This is a genomic window from Rhizobium laguerreae (assembly GCF_002008165.1).
Lineage (GTDB): Bacteria > Pseudomonadota > Alphaproteobacteria > Rhizobiales > Rhizobiaceae > Rhizobium > Rhizobium laguerreae.
The window spans coordinates 115,354-135,247 of record NZ_MRDM01000008.1; the positions used below are offsets into that span (position 1 = coordinate 115,354).

Sequence of the window (19,894 nt, forward strand, 5' to 3'; positions counted from 1 at the left end):
GATCTATGATCCCCATCCAAAACGATGAGGGGACAAGGACATGACGGACAGGTTGAAGGGCAAGGTCGCCATTATCTCGGGGGGCGCGACCGGCATGGGCGGTGCTGCCTCGAAGCTTTTTGCGGCGGAAGGCGCGCGTGTTGCGATCATCGACCGCAATGGCGATGCAGCCGCCGAGACCGTGAAGCAGATCCGTGATGCCGGCGGCGAGGCCGATTGCTGGACTGCCGATGTCTCGGACGAAGCAGCCGTCAATGCCGCCGTCGCCGGCGTCGAGGAACGCTACGGTCCGGTGACCGTGCTCTTCAATCATGCCGGCACGATCGTCATCAAACCTTTCCTGGAAACAACCGTCGAGGAATGGGACTGGCTGCACGCCGTCAATGTGCGCTCGATGTTCCTGATGACCAAGGCGGTGCTGCCGAAGATGATTGCGAGCGGCGGCGGGTCGATCGTCTGCACCTCGTCGATCTCGGCGGTCGCCGCCACGCCGATGGAAGTGCTTTACGACACGACCAAAGGGGCGGTGCATATGTTTGCCCGCGCCATCGCGGTGGAGTTCCGTGACCGCAACATCCGTTGCAACGCCGTCTGCCCCGGCTTCATTCGCACGCCGCATGGCCTGCGCGAGGTTGCCGACCTGCAGGCTCTCGGTGTCGATGTTTCGGATGCCGCCATTGCCGCCCAGCAGGGGCGGATCGGCGAGCCCGAAGACGTGGCGCGGGCCGCGCTTTATCTTGCCAGCGACGAATCGAGCTTCGTCAATGGCGCCCATCTCTTCGTCGACAATGGTTTTACCGCGATCTGAGCCCGACGCACGCCTGATTGGACGCGCGGCACGCTTTCAAGTGTTGGAGCGTCTAAGCGCGTCCGATTGGACGCGCGGCGCTCCAGGCGCTATCTGTGGGCGATGACGCTCGGCACTGTAGCGATCGGAGATTCCAATGTCCTTCTTTCCCGGTAAAGATCCCCTGCCCGGCGATGCCTTCGCCTGCGACGCGATCGAGAGCCTGATCATCCCGCGCACCAGCGATATCGGCGGTTTTCAGGTGCGCCGCGCGCTGCCCAGCCGGCAGCGGCGGCTCGTCGGGCCGTTCATCTTCTTCGACCGCATGGGGCCGGCGATCCTGAAGCCGGATGAGGCGCTCGACGTCAAGCCGCATCCGCATATCGGGCTGTCGACGGTCACCTATCTGTTCGACGGCGAGATCCGCCATCGCGACAGCCTCGGCACCGAAAAGGTCATCCGTCCCGGCGATATCAACCTGATGACGGCCGGCCGCGGCATCGTCCATTCCGAGCGCACGCCCGACAATCTGCGCGGCCATCCGCTGCTGATGTCGGGGCTGCAGACCTGGCTGGCGCTGCCCGACGACAAGGAAGAGATCGATCCTGCCTTCGCCCATACGGAAAAGTCCGCCATGCCGCTGATCGAGATGGCAGGCGTACGCGGGCGTGTGGTGATCGGCTCATTCGAAGGCATGACATCGCCGGTCGGTGTTTTCTCCGACACGCTCTATGTCGATCTCGACCTGCAGGCGGGCGCCAAATTTCCCTTCGGCTCGGCTCATGAAGAGCGCGCCGTCTATGTGCTCTCGGGCGAGGTCGTCATATCAGGCGACCGTTTTGCCGCCGACCAGTTGCTGGTCTTTCGGCCGGGCGATGCGATCACGCTGGAAGCCGGTCGCGATGGCTGTCATCTGATGCTCTTCGGCGGTGCGGCGCTCAATTCGAAACGTTATATCTGGTGGAATTTCGTCTCCTCCTCGAAGGAGCGGATCGAACAGGCCAAGGAAGAATGGCGCAGCGGCCGCTTCGATATCGTGCCCGGTGACGAAGAGGAATTCGTGCCGTTGCCGGAGGGCTGAGCGCCACGAAATGAGAGAAATAGACCAGGGTATACTCCGAAAACCGTTCACACTTTTCGACACCATGCTCTAAGGTGAAAAGCTTCGGTTCCTGAAATGCACTTGTTTTGCCGCAATCTAATCGAATAAAGCGGAACAAGGAAAAGCAAGAAAGAGCGCCCGCCCGTGACACAACTGCCGAAGACCCCCCTGCTCGACCAGGTCAACTATCCCGCCGACCTGCGCAAGCTCGAGGATCGCGACCTGCCGCAACTCGCCCGCGAAGTCCGGGACGAAATGATCGATGCGGTGTCGCGCACCGGCGGCCATCTTGGCGCCGGTCTCGGCGTCGTCGAATTGACGATCGCCATTCATAGCGTCTTCGATACGCCTGATGATCGGCTGATTTTCGACGTCGGCCATCAATGTTATCCGCACAAGATCCTCACCGGCCGGCGCGACCGCATCCGGACGCTGCGCCAGGAAAACGGGCTGTCCGGCTTCACCCGCCGGGCCGAAAGCGAATATGATCCCTTCGGTGCGGCGCATTCCTCGACTTCGATCTCGGCCGGCCTCGGCATGGCGATCGCTGCCGACCTCGACAAATCAGACCGCCGCGTCATCGCCGTCATCGGCGACGGGGCGATGTCGGCCGGTATGGCCTATGAGGCACTGAACAATGCCGGCGCACTCGATGCGCGCCTCATCGTCATCCTCAACGACAACGACATGTCGATCGCGCCGCCGACGGGCGCCATGAGCGCCTATCTCGCGCGCCTCGCCTCGGGACGCACCTATATGGGCTTTCGTGACTTCGGCAAGAAGCTGACGGCCTATCTCGGCAAGAACATCGACCGGGCGATCACCCGCGCCGTCGAACATGCGCGCGGCTACGTCACCGGCGGCACGATGTTCGAGGAAATGGGCTTTTATCATATCGGGCCGATCGACGGGCATTCCTTCGACCACCTGCTGCCCGTGTTGCGCAACGTGCGCGACAATGGGCGCGGGCCGGTGCTGATCCATGTCGTCACCCAGAAGGGCAAGGGCTATCCGCCGGCGGAAGCCGCGGCCGACAAATATCACGGCGTCAACAAGTTCGACGTCATCACCGGCGCCCAGGCAAGGGTCAAGCCGAATGCGCCGAGCTATACCAGCGTCTTTGCCGAAGCGCTGGTGCAGGAAGCCGCCCTCGACGACAAGATTGTCGGCATTACCGCTGCCATGCCGAATGGTACCGGCCTCGACAAGCTCGCCGAGGCCTTTCCGTCGCGCTGTTTCGATGTCGGCATTGCCGAACAGCACGCCGTGACCTTCGCCGCCGGCCTCGCGGCGGAAGGCTACAAGCCGTTTGCGGCGCTCTATTCCACCTTCATGCAGCGCGCCTATGACCAGGTCGTGCATGACGTGGCGATCCAGGGATTGCCGGTGCGTTTTCCGATCGACCGTGCCGGTTTCGTCGGCGCCGACGGGCCGACCCATGCCGGCTCCTTCGACACCGCCTTCCTCACCACCCTGCCCGGCTTCGTGGTGATGGCGGCGGCCGACGAGGCCGAACTCAAGCATATGGTGCGCACGGCCGTCGCTTATGACGGCGGGCCGATTTCGTTCCGCTATCCGCGCGGCGAAGGTGTCGGCGTCGACATGCCGGCGCGCGGCGAAATCCTGCAGATCGGCAAGGGCCGCATCGTCAAGGAAGGCACCAAGGTGGCGCTGCTCTCCTTCGGCACGCGGCTTGCCGATTGTCTGCTGGCCGCCGAGGATCTCGATGCCGCGGGGCTTTCGACGACGGTCGCCGATGCGCGTTTCGCCAAGCCGCTCGACCGCGACCTGATCCGCCAGCTTGCCCGCCACCACGAAATGGTGATCACCGTCGAGGAAGGTTCGATCGGCGGCTTCGGCAGCCATGTGATGCAGTACCTTTCGAGCGAAGGCCTGCTTGATAACGGGCTGAAGATCCGCTCGCTCGTCATGCCCGACATCTGGATGGAACAGGCCAAGCCCGAAGCCATGAACGCCCACGCCGGCCTCGACCGCGCCGGCATCGTCTCGACGGTGTTCAGGGCGCTGGGGCGCGGTGTTGCGGTTGGGGTGGCGGGATAGGATTTTGGTGAGGGCAGATCCATCCAATAAAAAAGGGCGGCGCATCTCTGCACCGCCCTGAACGGCGCCTCTCAGAACTCCGTCCACTCTTCCTGAACGGTCGCCGCGGCACTCGCCTGTCTTCCACCGAAGGCCTTGGCGACGGTGCGGGTCAAAGCGTGGGCCGGCGAGGCGACCGGGCGGGCATTGGTGCCGGCAACGCTTGCGCGCGGCGCAGGGGCCACCTGGCCGAGCTTGAACTGGCGCAGCAATTCTTCGAGAGCATTTGCCTCCTGGGCGAGCGCATGGCTGGCCGCGGTCTGCTCCTCGACCATGGCGGCGTTCTGCTGTGTGCCCTGGTCCATGTTGTTGACGGCGGTGTTGATCTCCTGCAGGCCGATCGACTGTTCGCGCGTGGCGGTGACGATGGCGCTGACGTGGTGGTTGATCTCCTGCACCTCGGAGACGATGACCTCCAGCGCCTTGCCGGTTTCGCCGACCAAGCCGACGCCGGCGACGACTTGTTCGCCCGAGGTGGTGATCAGCGCCTTGATCTCCTTGGCGGCCTTCGCCGAGCGCTGGGCAAGCTCGCGCACTTCCTGGGCGACGACCGCAAAGCCCTTGCCGGCATCGCCGGCGCGGGCGGCTTCGACGCCGGCGTTCAGAGCCAAAAGGTTGGTCTGGAAGGCGATGTCGTCGATGACGCCGATGATGTTTGAGATTTCGCCCGAGGACTTCTCGATCTGCTGCATGGCGGAGACGGCCTTGCGGACGACTTCGCCAGATTTCTCGGCGCCGAGACGGGCGCGCTCGACGAGATTGCCGACATCCTCGGCGCGCTTGGCGCTGTCGCGGACGGTCGTCGTCACTTCCTCGAGCGCAGCTGCGGTCTCTTCGACGGCGGCGGCCTGCTGCTCGGTGCGGTGGGCCAGATCGTCGGCGGCGGAGCGGATTTCGCCGGCGCCGGCATTGATCGCCGAGGCGTTGCGGCCGACCGATTGCAGTGCCGCCTGCAGCTTTTCGACGGCGTGGTTGAAGTCGTTGCGCAGGCTGTCATATTGCGAGGCGAAGGGCGTCTGGAGACGACCGGCCATATCGCCATTGGCAAGTTCGGCAAGGCCGCCCGCCAAAGCGTCGATGGCATAGCGGATCTCGCCTTCCTCGCGCGCCTTCTGCTCGTCGCCTGCCCGGCGCTGGCGCTCGGCGTCATCGCGCATGCGGTCGGTCTCGCCGGCAAGGCGCAGCTTCTCGATCGCCGCCTGCTTGAAGACCAGGACCGACTGGGCCATGCGGCCGATTTCGTCGCCGCGCTCGACAGCCGGAACCTCGATATCGTTCTGACCGCCGGCAAGGCGGTCCATGGCGGCGGTCATGCCGACGACCGGGCGGACGATGATGCGCGACATCAGCCAGGCAAGCATGGCGGCGGCAAGCGAGGCGACGATGCCGCCGGCAATGAGCGTCGTCTTCAGATGGCTGTTGGCATCGGCGCGGATTGCGGCGAGCGCATTCGACTTTTCACGCGCGGTGGCCTTGATCTTGGCGGAGGCTTGGCGGAAGCCGTCGAGCTGGCCCTTGGTGGCGTTGACGCCGATCTTGACGACCTCTGCGATCGGCATGTCGGTTTCCTTGCGCGCCTTGGTCTGCGGCTCGGCAAGTTCATGGAAGTAGAGATCGGCGGCCTTCTGCATGCCGTCGATCATCTCGACCAGCTGCGGCTCGCCGGCCGCCGTCTGCTTGGCGGCGGCAATAGCCTTCAGCATGCGCTCGCGGTTGGCGAAGACATCGCCATAGGTGCTGTCGCTGCGGAAGAGGATGAAGCCGCGCAGATTGACGGCCTGTTCGAGCATCGCCTGCAACGCATCGTCGATCTGGTTGACGAGCAGCTCGGATTTTTCCTGTTCGGCGGAAGCGGACGCGGACGCCGTCGCCTTGGAATAGACGAAAGCGGAAACGGCGACGAAAATGAGAATGAGGGCTGCGAACGTGGCCGCAAGCTTACCGTTCAAGGATATGTTTTTGGCGGACATCGGTGATTTCTCCTGACGACAGTCGACGCGGCGAGAGGCAGGTCGCGCAAGACGCAACCGCCGGGATGTTTGAAGCTGAGAACATGATCGGCGTGGAAACGCGTGCGCCGTCATGGCGCCGAGCGGATCGAATGAACCGCTGCAATCACACCGACCCTACCCGCGCAGGCTTTAAATTTGTTTAAATTTGTGCAGCGCAGCAGCGGCCAAACCTGCGGATTATTGTGCCGTTTCCGGAGGATTGAGGATCAGGATGTCTAAATCCTTTGAGGGATCGAAATCCTCTGATGTCATCCGAAAGGTCGTCGGGCCGATCTTCTGAACGTTGCTGCCGCAAAAGCTGATGAGGCTGCCGGGCTTGCCCTTGTCGATCGTCAGCTGGAAGCGCTTGATTGGCCCCGCCCAGTTGGCGCCGGTCGACAGCACATAGGAAATCCAGCTTTCGGTATAGTTGGCGCCGCCGGTCTCGGCTTCCCGGGCACGCTGCTGGGCGACCCTGACGAAGTCGCCGTCGAGGCAGTATTTGCGGGAATATTCCTCGAAGCGCTCACCCTTCGGCTCGCCACCCTCGAGGAAGCTGATGGCGACGGTGCCGCCGACGGCCGGCTTGTAGCGATGCTCGACGCTGACCTTCTTTTTTGCCGGAAAGGTGGTGCGCCACCAATAGGTCGAGCGCAGCGTCCAGAGCGGCACGAGATCAATCTCGGCATCGCCGGCGCCCATGGGATAAACAAGGCCGCGGGCGATCCAGTCCTTGCGGACGGTTTCGGGAAGTTTGGCCAGCGCCTCGGTGGTCTTCTGGCTATAGGGCAGAACGGGAATGCCCTGCTTGGCGAACTCGTCGGTGACGTCGATGCCGAGCGAGACGACGCGCTGCTGCAGCTTGGCGGTGATCGGACTGCCATCCTGCAGGGTGGAAAAATGCAGGAAATTGTCGCTGTCATAATCGGAGATGGCGGAATTATTGTCCACCTGACCTGATATGTCGGGCATCGGGAAGGCGACCAGGCTCTCGACATCCTTGTCGGAGCTGTTTTCGAAGACGTAGTCGACACGGACTTCCGAAGCGGAGATGAAAAGATCCTCCTCTGCCATGCTGACATCGTCGGATTGGGCAAAGATCAGCCCGCCGGTCTTGATTTCGGCCAGAGTGTCGTTCGCGAGCGCAGGCGATGCGATCCCCGCGGCGACAAGAAGAGTGAAGAGCTTCAGCATAGAGCACCCCCATGCGGCCCGCCCCGCGATCGCCGCGGCAGGATTATCGCCGAAAGCTTTCGAGGGTCAATGACGGTCTTGGGAACAAAATGCTTGCAACCGGCGGCTTTGCCGGTCATGCACAGCCGATGTCAGATCAAAACACCCAACGTCTCGACCAACTTCTCGTCTCCCTCGGCCTGTTTGCCAGCCGCTCACGCGCCCGCGACGCCGTGCAGCGCGGCACCGTCAGGATCGGCGGCCAGGTGGTCACGAAGGCCGGCGCGCTGTTTAGCGCGGACGCGGCAATCGAGATCGACGATCCGGCGCAGGACTATGTCTCGCGCGCCGCGCTGAAGCTTGCCGCAGCACTCGACCATTTCCGGCTCGATCCCGCCGGCCACCACTGTCTGGATGTCGGCGCTTCCACCGGCGGCTTTACCGAGGTGCTGCTGCAGCGCGGCGCCGCGCATGTCACCGCGATCGATGTCGGCCATGGGCAGATGCATCCGCGCATATCAGGCGATCCGCGGGTGACCAACAGGGAGGGCCTCAACGCCCGCAACCTGACGGCAGAGGATATCGGCCATCCCGCCACCTTCATCGTTTCCGACGTCTCCTTCATCACGCTGAAGCTGGCGCTCGCGCCGGCCCTTGAGATCGCCGAACCCGGCGCTGTCGCCGTGCTGCTGGTCAAGCCGCAGTTCGAGGCCGGGCGCGAGGCGATCGGCAAGGGCGGGATGCTGAAGGACCCCTCGTCCGCTCCCACCGTTGCTGCGGAACTGGAGCGCTGGTTCATCGAGGGTATGGGCTGGAAAAGCCTCGGCCTCATCCCCTCCCCGATTTCCGGCGGCGATGGCAATCAGGAATTTCTTCTGGCAGGATTGAAACCGTGAGCACCGAAACCGTCAAGATCGAGAAGCTCGGCGCCCAGGGCGACGGTATCGCCAGCAGCGCCGGCGGACCTGTCTATGTGCCCTTTTCCCTGCCCGGCGAAACGGTGGCGATTGCCCGGGTCAAGAGCCAGGGCACGATCATGTCGATCACGACGCCCTCGCCCGACCGGCAGGAGCCGCCCTGCCGGCATTTCGGCCCGGATGGCGTCAACGGCACCTGCGGCGGATGCACGCTGCAGCATATGGCAGATGCGCCCTACCGCGCCTTCAAGCGACAGTTGGTCATCGATGCGCTGAAATCGAAGGGGCTGACATCAGAAGTCGGGGAGATCGTTCCGGCTCGGCCGGGCGAACGGCGGCGCGTGGTGTTTGCGGCGCGCAAGACCGAGAAGGACATGCTAATCGGCTTCAACCAGGCCGAAAGCCACCATATCGTCGCCATCGAGGAATGTCCGATCTCGTCGGCAGGGATCATCGCCCGGCTGCCGGCGATCAGGGCGATGGCTGCATCGCTCGCGACCAGTGCCGAACCCTTCCGCGTCGCCGTACTCGAAACGCTTTCCGGCCTCGACATCTCAGTCGACGACGTGAAGAAGCTCTCCGACCCGCAGCGGCGCAAGGCGATCGAGACCGCGCTCAGCCTGCGCGGCATCGCCCGTGTTTCGCTGAACGGGGAAATCCTCGTCGAGCCGTCGAAGCCGATGGTCGAATTCGGCGGCGTCCAGGTTTCACCGCCGCCGGGCGGCTTCACCCAGGCAACCAAGCCCGCGGAAGAGGCGATGGCCGAACTGGTGCTTGCTCATGTCGGCAAGTCGAAGCGGATCGCCGATCTCTTTGCCGGCTCCGGCACGTTTTCGCTGCGCCTGGCGCGGATCGGCCGTGTGCACGCCGTCGAAGCCGAGGCAAAGGCGCTCGCCGCACTCGATCATGCGGCCCGCAACACGCAAGGGCTGAAACCGATCACCGTCGAAAAGCGCGATCTCTTTCGCCGTCCTTTGATGACGCAGGAATTCAAGCCCTTTGACGCCGTCGTCTTCGATCCGCCGCGCGCCGGAGCCGAGTTCCAGTGCCAGGAACTCGCCCGCTCAGGCGTGAAGAGGATCGTGGCCGTCAGCTGCAATCCGCTGACGCTGGCGCGGGATCTCGCGATCCTCGTCGAGGGCGGCTACCGCATTACCGGCGTGACGCCGATCGACCAGTTCCTCTGGACCTCGCATGTCGAGGTGGTGGCGACGCTGGAGAAATAGGCGTGTCTGTCGAAAAGACCAAAAGACGCAACCCATACTATAACGGCCCCGTGTCCGATCATTTCGACGGCACGCATTTCTTCAATCCCGAAGGTATTGAGCCCCTTGGTTTCCGTGATCTGATGCGGTGGCAATTCGGCGGTGGCCGTGAGCCTTGGCCGAGGTCGGTCCCAAGTCCGTACGCGGCGGCCAAGCCGGATCCATACGTCGACGGCGCGGACCTAAGGGTGACCATGGTCGGCCATGCAACAATGCTCGTGCAGGTCGCCGGACTGAATATCCTCACCGACCCGGTGTGGTCGGAGCGCGCGAGTCCCTTGGCTTTTGCCGGACCCAAGCGCGTCGTCCCACCCGGCATCGCGTTCGATGATTTGCCGCCAATCGATCTCGTGCTGGTATCGCACAATCATTATGATCATCTCGATATCGCAACGCTCAGGCGGTTGGGTGCGAAGCATCGGCCGCGTGTCGTGACGCCACTCGGCAATGACACGATCATACGCCGTGCCGTGCCTGATATAGAGACGACATCGATGGACTGGGGCGAGCGCATTTCGCACGCCGGAATAAGCATTGATGCGGAGCCTGCACACCATTGGTCCGCCCGCGGAACCGCCGATCGCCGGATGGCACTCTGGGCGTCGTTCGTTTTGTCGACTCCAGCCGGAAAAATTTATCACGTCGGAGATACCGGCTTTCACCACGGCATCAATTACAAAGCGGCACAGCAGAAGCATGGCGGCTTTCGCTTGGCCATTTTACCCTTCGGCGCATATGAGCCGCGATGGTTCATGAAAGGGCAGCACCAGAATCCGCAAGAGGCGGTGAACGGGATGAAGTTGGCAAATGCGGCCTATGTGGCCGGGCATCACTTCGCCACGTTCCAACTGACGAATGAAGCGGTCGACGCGCCGGCAAGAGCCTTGCGAGACGCAATGAGCGAGCATGATATCCCCCCGGAACGGTTCCGGCCGCTCAGGGCCGGCGAGGTATTCGATGTGCCGGCCGCCTAATCGCTATCCGTTTGCTCCGGGTGTTGGTCGGCCTGCTGACCGAGATCGCCGCGAAGCGATGCTCAGCGGCGCATGAAGGCTTCGAAGGCCGCCCGGGCCTCGGCGCTTTTCAGCCGCGCGGAGAAATAGCGGGCCTCCTCGTCGATGCGGGCGATGATCTCGCCACGATCGCCGCGAGTGAGATCGCGGGCGATGCGCAGCGCCTCCGGCGGCTTGGCCGCGAGCTTTGCAGCGAGGCCAAGCGTCATGGCATCGACCTCGCCTGGCTCAACGACCTTCCAGACCAGGCCGGCTTCCTTCGCTTCCTCGGCGGAGAATGCTTCGCCGGCCGCCAGCAGGGCGAAGGCGCGCTGATGCCCCATCAGGCGCGGCGCGACGAGGCTGGAACCGGCCTCCGGCACCAGCGCCAGATCGACGAAGGGGGTGCGGAACTGGCTGCGGCTGGATGCGATGGTCAGGTCGCAATGGAGATGGATCGTCGTGCCGATGCCGATCGCCAGGCCGTCGACGCCCGAGACGACGGGTTTTTCGGCGTTCACCAGCGCATAGAGGAAATCAAGGATCTCCTGCTCCAAGCCGCGGCCGCCCATTGCGGCAGCGAGAAAATCGTTGAGGTCGTTGCCGGCCGAGAAGCAGCCTTCGGTGCCGAGGAAGGCGGTTGCGCGGATGCCAGGATTCGTGTTGGCCGCATTCAGCGCATCGGCCATTGTCCGGTACATGGCGCGGTTGATGGCGTTCTTCTTCTCCGGCCGATTGAAGCGGATCAACTGGACGCCGGGATGGGCGGAAGGCTGCTCGACGATGATGTGATCGGTCATAAGGTCTCCTCAGGCAAGCAGGATACGGGCGGCTGCAAGGCTTGCCGCCCCATTGACGACCCGGTCGCGAAGGGCTGCGGTCTCGGCAAGCAGGTTTTCGGCGGCGAAGCGGCAGAGCGCGATGCGGTTTTCGGCCGCACCATCGGCACTCTCGGCGAGACCGCCCTTGGCAAGATAACAGCCGGTGAGCACCAGCCCGAACAGGCGCTGATAGGGCGTAGCACCCGAGAGCGCCTCGGCGGCCTGGTCATCGGCAAGCGTCTTTATCAGCCAGGCGGTCGCCTGCTCGAGGTCGGCGATCGCCGCGTCGAGCCTCACAGCGGTCTCGCCGAAACCATTAAGATTGGAGCGGCGGACGTCGTCGGCGATCTGCTTAAGCTCGGCGATGAAGCCCTTCACCTGATCGCCGCCGGAGAGCGGCAGCTTGCGGGTGACGAGGTCGATCGCCTGGATGCCATTGGTGCCCTCGTAGATCGGGGCGATGCGGGCATCGCGGAGATAACGCGTGGCACCCGTCTCCTCGATGAAGCCCATGCCGCCATGCACCTGAATGCCGAGCGAGGCGACGTCGACGCCGGCATCGGTTGAAAAGGATTTGGCGACCGGCGTCAGCAGGGCGGCGCGTTCCTGCCAGTGACGGCTGGTGTCAGCTGCCCGGTGCGACATGTCGATCGCGTGGGCGCAGGCATAGGAGATGGCGCGCGCGCCTTGCGTCAGCGCCTTCATGGTGAGGAGCATACGGGCGACATCGGGGTGCTCGACGATCGGGCTCATGCCGGCGCCGCTTGAGCCCGGCGCCCTGCCCTGGGTGCGTTCCCTGGCATAGGCGAGCGCCTTCTGGGTGGCGGCCTCCGCGATCGCCACGCCCTGCATGCCGACGGCAAGGCGGGCATTGTTCATCATCGTGAACATGCAGGCCAGTCCCTTGTTCTCCTCGCCGAGCAGCCAGCCCACAGCGCCCTTTTCATCGCCGAATTTGCCGTCGCCGTAGATCATCGTGCAGGTCGGCGAACCATGGATGCCGAGCTTGTGCTCCAGCGAGTGACAGAACAGATCGTTGCGGGCGCCAAGCGAGCCATCGTCGTTCACCAGAAATTTCGGCACCAGGAAGAGCGAGATGCCGCGTGTGCCGGCCGGCGCATCCGGCAGACGGGCCAGCACCAGATGAATGATGTTGTCGGCCGCGTCATGTTCGCCCCAGGTGATGAAGATCTTCTGGCCGAAGAGGCGGTAGCTGCCGTCGTCGCGGCGCTCGGCGCGGGCTTTCAGCACGCCGAGATCGGAGCCGGCATGCGGCTCAGTCAGGTTCATGGTGCCGGTCCATTCGCCGGAGACCATCTTTTTCAGATATTTGTCTTTCAGCGCAGCACTGCCATGGGTGCTGACCGCCTCGATGGCGCCCATCGTCAGCGTCGGAGCGAGCGCGAAGGCCATGGAACCGGAATTCCACATTTCAAGTGCTGCGACATTCAGCATATGCGGCAAGGCCTGGCCACCGAAAGTCTCGGGCGCCGTCAGTCCGTTCCAGCCGCCGGCAATCCAATGGCGGTAGAGATCGCGCCAGCCATCCGGCAGCCGGACCTCGCCACCCTCCAGACGAGCGCCCTGGCGATCGCCGATTTCGGCAAGCGGGGCCACTTCCTCTGCGGCAAAACGCCCCGCCTCGGCGAGGATGGCGTCGACGAGATCCTCGCCGAGATCGCCGAGAAGCCCCTTTGAAATTGCCTCGCCCATGCCGGCGACATGCTTCAGCGTGAATGCAATTTCCTCGACGGGCGCCTTGTACATGGTTTTTCCTCCGCAGACCGGCCTCGCGCACGGCAAAGCCCCTCCGAGGCAAGGGCTAATTGATTTTTACGTAAACGTCAATTTCGATTTCCTCGGCGGCGATGCGATAATTTGCCTGATATGCCGCTTTGCGCTTGCACCGTCGGCCAAATGGACGTCATGAACAAACTCTAAAGCGCGTCGCGATCTTTCAGATTCGCTCGTCGCGCTTTAGATCTTTGTTTTTACGCATGTCGTTATAGCAAAACCGCTGCACACTTTTGCGCGACGTACTTTAAGGGAAGACCTCGCCTTCGCAAAGGATCGGCGAACAATGGACACATTGCCCGTCAACATACCCGGTTTTGTCTGGGCCTATCGCTTCTCGCCGGATGAAAAGACCGCGGTGCGGCTGAACAATGGTGCGACGGTGGCGGAACTGACCGCCGATAACTGTTTCTACTGGTTGCACCTCAACCTTGTCGACGCCCGCGTGCCGGCCTTGCTCGAGACGCTGGAGGGGCTGACGGAGGACGCGAAGTCGGCGCTGACGACGCGGGATACGCATGCGGCCATCACCGTCGATGAGCAGATGCTTTATGGCACGCTTGTCGACTGTCAGCGCGATTTCGCCGAAGATACCAACAATCTCGGCTGGCTGCATTTCGCCATGTCTGACCGCTTCCTCATCACAACAAGGCTGCAGCCGCTGCGCAGCGTCGAACGGGCACGCGCCCTGATCGAGAAGAATCCGGGCAAATTCTCGCGGCCGGTCGATCTCTTCGAACTGCTGGTGACCGAATTCCAGCGGACGCTGATCGCGATCGTCATCGAACTCACCGAAGAGCTGAACCAGATCGAGGATATCGTCTACGACAGCGCGCAGCGCGATGAACGCCGGCGCCTAGCGCCGGTGCGGCGAACCGTGGTCAGGCTGCATCGGCACCTGCGCACGGTGCTGGCGCTGATGCGCCGGGCGGCGGCGGCCGACGAGGACGAGATGCCCTTCGGCTTCGACGATGTAGCGCGGCGGCTGACGGGCCGGCTGGAAACGGTCGACCACGATATCTATGCGCTGCAGGACCGGGCACGTCTGCTGCACGAAGAAATCGATTCGAAACAATCCTCCGAAACCAACCGTCACCTCTATCTGCTGTCGATCATGACGGCCTTCCTGCTGCCGCCGACCCTGGTGACGGGCTTCTTCGGCATGAACACGGCAAACCTGCCCTTCGCCGTCGGCGACTACGGCACGGAATACGCCGTCGTCCTCATCCTCGCCTCCGTTGCCCTTGCCTGGTGGTTGCTGAGGAGAGTGGATATTCTTTGAGGGTGAAGTTTTCGGCATTCTGAGGGCGCGCAGCCCCTCATCCGGCTGCCGCCACCTTCTCCCCGCCTGCGGGGAGAAGGGGATGTGCCGCCACCTCTCCGTCCCCCGCGAAACTCTCGCATGGCACGTCCCCTCTCCCCGTTTTTCCGGGGAGAGGGTTAGGGTGAGGGGCCGGTGTGGGGACGTTGTCCGTCCTAGCCTCAATACGGCGAATAGCACTGCTGGCGCGGGCCGTTATAGGGTTGGAACGTGTTGTCGTAGGCGCGGTAGGACCGGTAGCGGTTGGCGCACCAGGCGACGTGGCTCGAACCCATGCGGGGCGCAGGTGCGACGTAACGCGGCTGTGCGGCAATCGCGCCGCCGATGACCGCGCCGGCGCCGAAGGCGGCGAGCGGATACCAGTAGCCGTTATAGCGGCGGTATCCCGGGCGGTAATAGGAATATCCGCGATAGCCACCGTAATAGCCGGGCCGGTAGTAGGCGCCGGGACGATAGCCAGGCCGGTAACCGGGGCGATAATAGCGGCGGTACTGCACGTTCTCGACGGCGGAGGATTTTTCCACCTGCGGGGCGGTGGGCATCTGGATTGCCTGCGACGGCGCAAAGCCCGTCAGCACGACGGCGGCCGCCAGAATTGCGGTCGCGATCTTGTTACTCAAACCGAACATTCTTCTCTCCCATTCAACAGCGATAACCGCCTGCTCAGCAACGCTTTCGTGCCGGAATGGTTCCGAAAGCGGCCGGGGCCAGCTGCTTTCGTATGTGTACAGAAATCGATCTGAACCGGGCATTAACCGGGAGGCCGATGATGTCGCCCGGAACGCACTTCAGTCCTTTGTTCATGCATGCCGTTATCCCGGAACCGTAACAGTTCCGGGCTACATGCATTAGGCCACGGCGGAAATTTTCGCCTGGTCACCCTGCAGACGGTTCACCATGAAGTTCGAATACCATTCGAGGAACTGCATGACGCCGCCTTCATGCAGGGAAGAATAGGGGCCCGGCTCATAGGCGGGCGAGTGAATGCCGAAGGCGTTTTCCTCGACGATGCGGCGATCCTGATCGTTGGTTTCGGTCCAGACGTGGGTCAGTTCCTCGAGATTATAATCCACGCCTTCGACGGCGTCCTTGTGGACGAGCCACTTGGTCGTCACCGCCGTCTCATTGGCGCTGAGCGGCAGCACCCGGAAGGAGATGGCGTGGTCGCCGAGCAGATGGTTCCACGTCGTCGGGTAATGGAAGAGCAGCATGGTGCCGATGTGGCTGATCGAGATATCGTCGGAGAGCGGGCGCTTGACGGCACTCTTGCCCGACATGGTGTAGCTCTCGGCATCTTCGATCAGCGGCATGCGGGCGGTGCGGAACTGACCGTCCGGCGAAATCTGGAACTTGCTCGGCAGGCCAGCGGCCTCGCAACGCGCCCAATGGCCGGCGATCTCCGGATCGTCGGCACCGCCATCCGTGCCAGTGACACTCGGGGCTTCGGGATAGGTGCGGCAGAGCTCGGGGTGATTGGCGGCGCAGTGATAGCACTCGCGGTTGTTTTCCCAGACAAGCTTCCAGTTGCCCTTCTCGATGATCGTGCTCTGGAAGGCGACCTTGCTCTCGCTGATCCGGTGCGGCGCGACATAGGGTTCGATCTTGTCGCGCACCGGCTGGAAATCGGGGGCAGTGTTGGCAAGGCAAATGAACACATAGCCTGCGACGATTTCGCAATGGACGGGCTTCAGATTGAACCCGGTCTTGTCGAAATCATCGCCCATGTGGCGGGCGAAGGCGAGCTTGCCTTCGAGATCATAGGTCCACTGATGGTAGGGGCAGACGAGACGCACGGAGGAGCCATGCTCCTTGGTGCAGACGCGCGAGCCGCGATGACGACAGCTATTGTGGAAGGCGCGGATGACATTGTCGCGGCCGCGGACGATGACGACGGGATAGCTGCCGATCTGAACTGTGAAATAGGCCCCCGGCTTCGGCAGTTCGCAATCATGGCCGATGAACAGCCAGTCGCGATAATAGATCATCTCCATGTCGAGCTGGAAATAATCCTCGTCGATATAGAACGGCTGCTCGAGGCTGAAGCCCTCACGGCGGCTCTTGAGCTGACGCAAAACGTTGCTGCGAATATCCATCTTCATGTCCTCGTGCACCCGGCTGCCGCCTTCCGGCAAGAAGGCCGGCGAAAGCGCGCCCGCTTCCTTCTCCTTCGGGAGAGTTGTTCATGCATTTAATCACCGAGCTTGCCTGCCGCTTGGTTGTAATGCGACATCGGCTTCGAAATTGACGACAGGATGCGGCAAGCCGCAAGCTGCCGATCCCAGTCGATGACATCGCCCGACTCTCCGGGCAATTATCGTCAATTGCGACATGGCGTAAAGACCCGCTCCGCAAAGAGGTCTGCTGCCGAGATCGACCGCCGTCTCGTTTGCGACATCTGCCGGAATTTGCCCTTCCGCCGGCCGGCTGCGAGACTATTTTTTAACATCGCCTTAAGCATACGGTCCTATCCTCCTGGTGATCACCGACCGACCGAAGAACGCGAACCATGGCCAAACTCCGTTATTTCGACGCGAAAGATGCGAGCAGATCGCAAGAGCCGCAGCTGATTGCCGCTCATTCCGAATTCTTGCGCACCGGCCGCATTCCCCGCGAGCGGCGGCATTGGCTGGCAGAGGAAAAGCGGTATTTCACCCATGACGAGGTCGCCGCAAAGACCGGCCGCAAGCTGCAGGTGGCCGGCGAAAAAACGCATCAGAACATCAACGGTTTCCACCATTCGATCCAGTTTCCGAAGATGATCTTCCACCGGACGCTGCAGGATAGCCCGCATCTCGGCTATTGCCACGTCACCGCCGCACGGACGAAGTTCGCCCGCTACGAGGAGGTGAGCTGGGCTTTCTATATCACCAATTTCTACTCCGACATCGGCGACAACGACAATTTCTTCGAGCGCATCGACGTCGGTTATTCCCGCATGTATTTCGCCGTCGCCATAAAGCCAGGCGAAGAGTCCGCGGAAAAGATGACCATCGACCGGTCGGTGCGCGGCAACGGCCTGCTTTTCCGCACCCACGATCCGCAGGCGGCGATCCGCAACATCCTGCTGCTCGGCGCCCGCAACGAACAGCTGCGCGAAATCATCCGGCAGCTTTAAGCGATTGATCGCGGGCGGCGGAAAGCCTAATGACTGCCGGGACGAACACGGGCAGGACATGGCACGCACGATCGATATCACGGCAGACAGGCAGGCAGCGCTGGAGGCGGCCTCAGCCGCTCTTGCCGACGGCTTTGCCATCGCCATCCCGACGGAGACCGTCTACGGCCTTGCCGCCGACGCCACCAATCCTTTAGCCATCGCCCGCATCTACGAGACAAAGGGACGGCCGCGCTTCAACCCGCTGATCTGCCACATGGCCGACCTCTCCATGGCCGAAGAACATGCCGAGTTCGACCCGGTCTCGCGGGCGCTCGCTGCAGCCTTCTGGCCCGGCCCGCTGACCCTCGTGCTGCCGCTGAAGCGGGAAAGCCCGATCCATTCGCTGGCGACTGCCGGGCTCGACAGCGTCGGCATCCGCGTGCCGAAGGGGTTTGCAGGCGCTTTGATCGGCGCCTTCGGACGGCCGCTCGCAGCCCCCAGCGCCAATACCTCAGGCGGGATCAGCGCCACGAGCGCCGCCCATGTCGAAGCCGATCTCGGGGCGAAAATACCTATGATCCTCGATGCGGGCCCGAGTGCTGTCGGCGTCGAATCGACGATCGTCAAGGCAGAGGGCGGCCAACTTAGGCTGCTTCGGCCGGGTGGACTGGCGGCGCGCGAGATCGAGCGTGTTGCGGGCCAGCCGCTGCTGCGAGCGAAGACGGCATCGGCGACCATCGAAGCGCCGGGCATGCTTGCCTCCCATTACGCGCCGGGTGCTTCCGTGCGCCTCAACGCGACGGCAGTCGAACCCGGCGAAGCGCTGATCGCCTTCGGCAGCGCTGTGGTCTCCGGCGCGGACAGTGCAAAGATCGTCCTTGATCTCAGCCCGCGCGGCGACCTTGCCGAGGCGGCGGCCAATCTTTTCGACTATATGAAGCGGGCCGATGCCAGCGGCGCTCAGAGCATTGCCTTTTCGCCGATTCCCGAGGACGGGCTGGGCGAAGCGATCAACGACCGGCTGCAGCGGGCAGCCGCGCCCCGCGACTGAAGGACCGCGCATCACGATGGAGGACCGAGCCCGATGAGCAATTCCAGCATTTCCACCGAACTCCTCGATCGCTTCGCGGCCATCGTCGGCGAAAAATACGCGCTGCGTAGCGAGGCCGATCTTGCACCGCATCTGATCGAAAACCGTGGGCTCTATCACGGCTCCTCCCCTCTCCTCTTAAAGCCCGGTTCGGTCGAAGAAGTCTCTGATATCATGCGGCTTGCGACGGAGACCGGAACGGCAATCGTGCCGCAGACCGGCAATACCGGCCTCGTCGGCGGCCAGACACCGCGTCAGGGCAAGTCCGATATCATCCTGTCGCTCGAACGCATGAACAGGATCCGCGATGTCGATCCGGTGGCGAACGTGCTGGTGGCCGACGGCGGTGCCATCCTTGCCGAGGTGCAGAAGGCGGCCGAGGCGCATGGGCGGCTGTTTCCGCTGTCCCTTGGCGCCGAGGGCTCCTGCCGCATCGGCGGCAATCTTTCCACCAACGCCGGCGGCACGGCCGTGCTTGCCTATGGCAATATACGTCAGCTCTGCCTCGGCCTTGAAGTGGTGCTGCCGACCGGGGAGATCTGGGACGGCTTGCGCCGCCTGAAGAAGGACAATACCGGCTACGACCTCCGCGACCTTTTCATCGGCGCCGAGGGGACGCTCGGCATCATCACCGGCGCGGTGCTGAAACTCTTTCCCCAGCCGCTCGGCCATCAGGTGGCCTTCGCCGGTCTGAATTCGGTGACGGATGCCCTTGCCCTCTTCAACCTGGCCTCCAGCCTCTGCGGCGCCTCGCTCACCGGTTTCGAGTTGATGCCGCGTTTCGGCGTCGAGATCACCACCCGCCATATCGACGGCGTGCGCGATCCACTGGAAACGGCCTACCCCTGGTACGTGCTGATCGACATTTCGACATCGGATTCGGCCGAGACGGCGGAACGGATGATGAGCGGCGTGCTGGAACAGGGTTTTGAGGCCGGGTTGGTGCTCGATGCCGCAATCGCCTCATCCGTGGCGCAGCAGAAGGCGCTCTGGCACATGCGCGAAAGCATGTCGGATGCGCAGAAGCCGGAAGGCGGATCGATCAAGCACGATGTTTCCGTGCCCGTGTCGAAGATCCCGCATTTCATGGCCGAGGCGGAAGAAGCGGTGATGGCGGCGATGCCTGGCGCCCGCATCTGCGCCTTCGGCCATATGGGCGACGGCAATATTCATTACAATATTTCTCAACCGCTCGGCGCCGACAAGGACGCCTTCATTGCCCGCTGGCATGAGATGAACCATATCGTGCATGAACTGGTGCTTGCCCATGATGGCTCGATCTCGGCCGAGCACGGCATCGGTCAGCTGAAGCGCGACGAACTGGCGGCGATCCGGCCAGCGATTGAAATCGAGCTGATGCGCCGCATCAAGCGCGCCTTCGACCCTGCCGATATCATGAACCCGGGAAAGGTTGTCAGCCTCGATGCGTGAGGCTGCACGCCAT

General features: G+C 63.0%; 16 protein-coding genes. 10 read left to right on the plus strand and 6 right to left on the minus strand.

All coding sequences use genetic code 11. From position 1 onward, the window contains the following. Positions 1 to 40: 40 nt before the first annotated feature. The 3 genes from BS630_RS05335 to dxs all read left to right on the plus strand — a co-directional run bounded on the left by BS630_RS05335 (position 41) and on the right by dxs (position 3,950). Entirely contained in the window at positions 41 to 808 is a 768-nt protein-coding gene (locus BS630_RS05335) for an SDR family NAD(P)-dependent oxidoreductase (protein WP_077976560.1), read from the plus strand. A 136-nt stretch (positions 809 to 944) separates the two neighbouring features. After that, positions 945 to 1,868, plus strand: a complete 924-nt coding sequence (locus BS630_RS05340) for a pirin family protein (protein WP_077976561.1) — start codon at positions 945 to 947, stop codon at positions 1,866 to 1,868. 165 nt (positions 1,869 to 2,033) lie between these two features. Beyond that, entirely contained in the window at positions 2,034 to 3,950 is a 1,917-nt protein-coding gene (dxs, locus tag BS630_RS05345) for a 1-deoxy-D-xylulose-5-phosphate synthase (protein ID WP_077976562.1), read from the plus strand. A 71-nt stretch (positions 3,951 to 4,021) separates the two neighbouring features. Here dxs and BS630_RS05350 read toward each other — a convergent pair whose 3' ends face one another. Continuing rightward, positions 4,022 to 5,959: a methyl-accepting chemotaxis protein gene (locus tag BS630_RS05350; protein ID WP_077976563.1), complete on the minus strand. Its 1,938-nt coding sequence runs from the start codon at positions 5,957 to 5,959 to the stop codon at positions 4,022 to 4,024. 219 nt (positions 5,960 to 6,178) lie between these two features. After that, positions 6,179 to 7,174: a DUF4424 domain-containing protein gene (locus BS630_RS05355; RefSeq protein WP_077976564.1), complete on the minus strand. Its 996-nt coding sequence runs from the start codon at positions 7,172 to 7,174 to the stop codon at positions 6,179 to 6,181. A gap of 89 nt (positions 7,175 to 7,263) precedes the next feature. On the opposite strand from BS630_RS05355, the gene BS630_RS05360 reads away from it, so the two are divergent. The 3 genes from BS630_RS05360 to BS630_RS05370 are packed head-to-tail and all read left to right on the plus strand — an operon-like array spanning position 7,264 to position 10,309. Beyond that, positions 7,264 to 8,049, plus strand: a complete 786-nt coding sequence (locus BS630_RS05360) for a TlyA family RNA methyltransferase (protein WP_183594446.1) — start codon at positions 7,264 to 7,266, stop codon at positions 8,047 to 8,049. Next, entirely contained in the window at positions 8,046 to 9,296 is a 1,251-nt protein-coding gene (locus tag BS630_RS05365; RefSeq protein ID WP_077976565.1) for a class I SAM-dependent RNA methyltransferase, read from the plus strand. Before BS630_RS05360 ends, BS630_RS05365 begins: the two co-directional genes overlap by 4 nt. Before the next feature lie 2 nt (positions 9,297 to 9,298). Continuing rightward, the gene (locus tag BS630_RS05370) at positions 9,299 to 10,309 is read left to right on the plus strand and encodes an MBL fold metallo-hydrolase (protein ID WP_077976566.1); all 1,011 of its coding nucleotides are present in this window, start codon (positions 9,299 to 9,301) and stop codon (positions 10,307 to 10,309) included. Between the two features lie 62 nt (positions 10,310 to 10,371). Here BS630_RS05370 and BS630_RS05375 read toward each other — a convergent pair whose 3' ends face one another. Then, entirely contained in the window at positions 10,372 to 11,127 is a 756-nt protein-coding gene (locus tag BS630_RS05375; protein WP_077976567.1) for a crotonase/enoyl-CoA hydratase family protein, read from the minus strand. A 9-nt stretch (positions 11,128 to 11,136) separates the two neighbouring features. After that, positions 11,137 to 12,915 carry an acyl-CoA dehydrogenase family protein gene (locus tag BS630_RS05380; protein WP_077976568.1) on the minus strand — a complete coding sequence of 593 codons (1,779 nt, stop codon included), beginning with the start codon at positions 12,913 to 12,915 and terminating at the stop codon, positions 11,137 to 11,139. Positions 12,916 to 13,228: 313 nt separating this feature from the next. Here BS630_RS05380 and BS630_RS05385 point away from each other — a divergent pair, with 313 nt between their 5' ends. Continuing rightward, positions 13,229 to 14,224 carry a transporter gene (locus tag BS630_RS05385; RefSeq protein ID WP_077976569.1) on the plus strand — a complete coding sequence of 332 codons (996 nt, stop codon included), beginning with the start codon at positions 13,229 to 13,231 and terminating at the stop codon, positions 14,222 to 14,224. A 200-nt stretch (positions 14,225 to 14,424) separates the two neighbouring features. Here the strand turns inward: BS630_RS05385 and BS630_RS05390 are convergent, their stop codons facing one another. Both BS630_RS05390 and BS630_RS05395 read right to left on the minus strand, forming a co-directional pair. Beyond that, on the minus strand, positions 14,425 to 14,892 hold the full coding sequence (locus BS630_RS05390) for a BA14K family protein (RefSeq protein ID WP_025393412.1): 468 nt from the start codon (positions 14,890 to 14,892) through the stop codon (positions 14,425 to 14,427). A 219-nt stretch (positions 14,893 to 15,111) separates the two neighbouring features. Next, positions 15,112 to 16,356 carry an aromatic ring-hydroxylating oxygenase subunit alpha gene (locus tag BS630_RS05395; RefSeq protein WP_077976694.1) on the minus strand — a complete coding sequence of 415 codons (1,245 nt, stop codon included), beginning with the start codon at positions 16,354 to 16,356 and terminating at the stop codon, positions 15,112 to 15,114. Between the two features lie 413 nt (positions 16,357 to 16,769). Here BS630_RS05395 and BS630_RS05405 point away from each other — a divergent pair, with 413 nt between their 5' ends. Genes BS630_RS05405 through BS630_RS05415 form a run of 3 tightly spaced genes read left to right on the plus strand, consistent with a single transcriptional unit; the run spans position 16,770 to position 19,881 of the window. Continuing rightward, positions 16,770 to 17,378, plus strand: coding sequence for a DUF6656 family protein (locus BS630_RS05405; protein ID WP_077976570.1), 609 nt, complete (start codon positions 16,770 to 16,772; stop codon positions 17,376 to 17,378). A 58-nt stretch (positions 17,379 to 17,436) separates the two neighbouring features. Next, a complete protein-coding gene (locus BS630_RS05410) occupies positions 17,437 to 18,411 on the plus strand; it encodes an L-threonylcarbamoyladenylate synthase (RefSeq protein ID WP_077976571.1) in 975 nt (324 codons plus the stop codon). A gap of 33 nt (positions 18,412 to 18,444) precedes the next feature. Continuing rightward, positions 18,445 to 19,881 carry an FAD-binding oxidoreductase gene (locus BS630_RS05415; protein WP_077976572.1) on the plus strand — a complete coding sequence of 479 codons (1,437 nt, stop codon included), beginning with the start codon at positions 18,445 to 18,447 and terminating at the stop codon, positions 19,879 to 19,881. Positions 19,882 to 19,894: the final 13 nt, after the last annotated feature.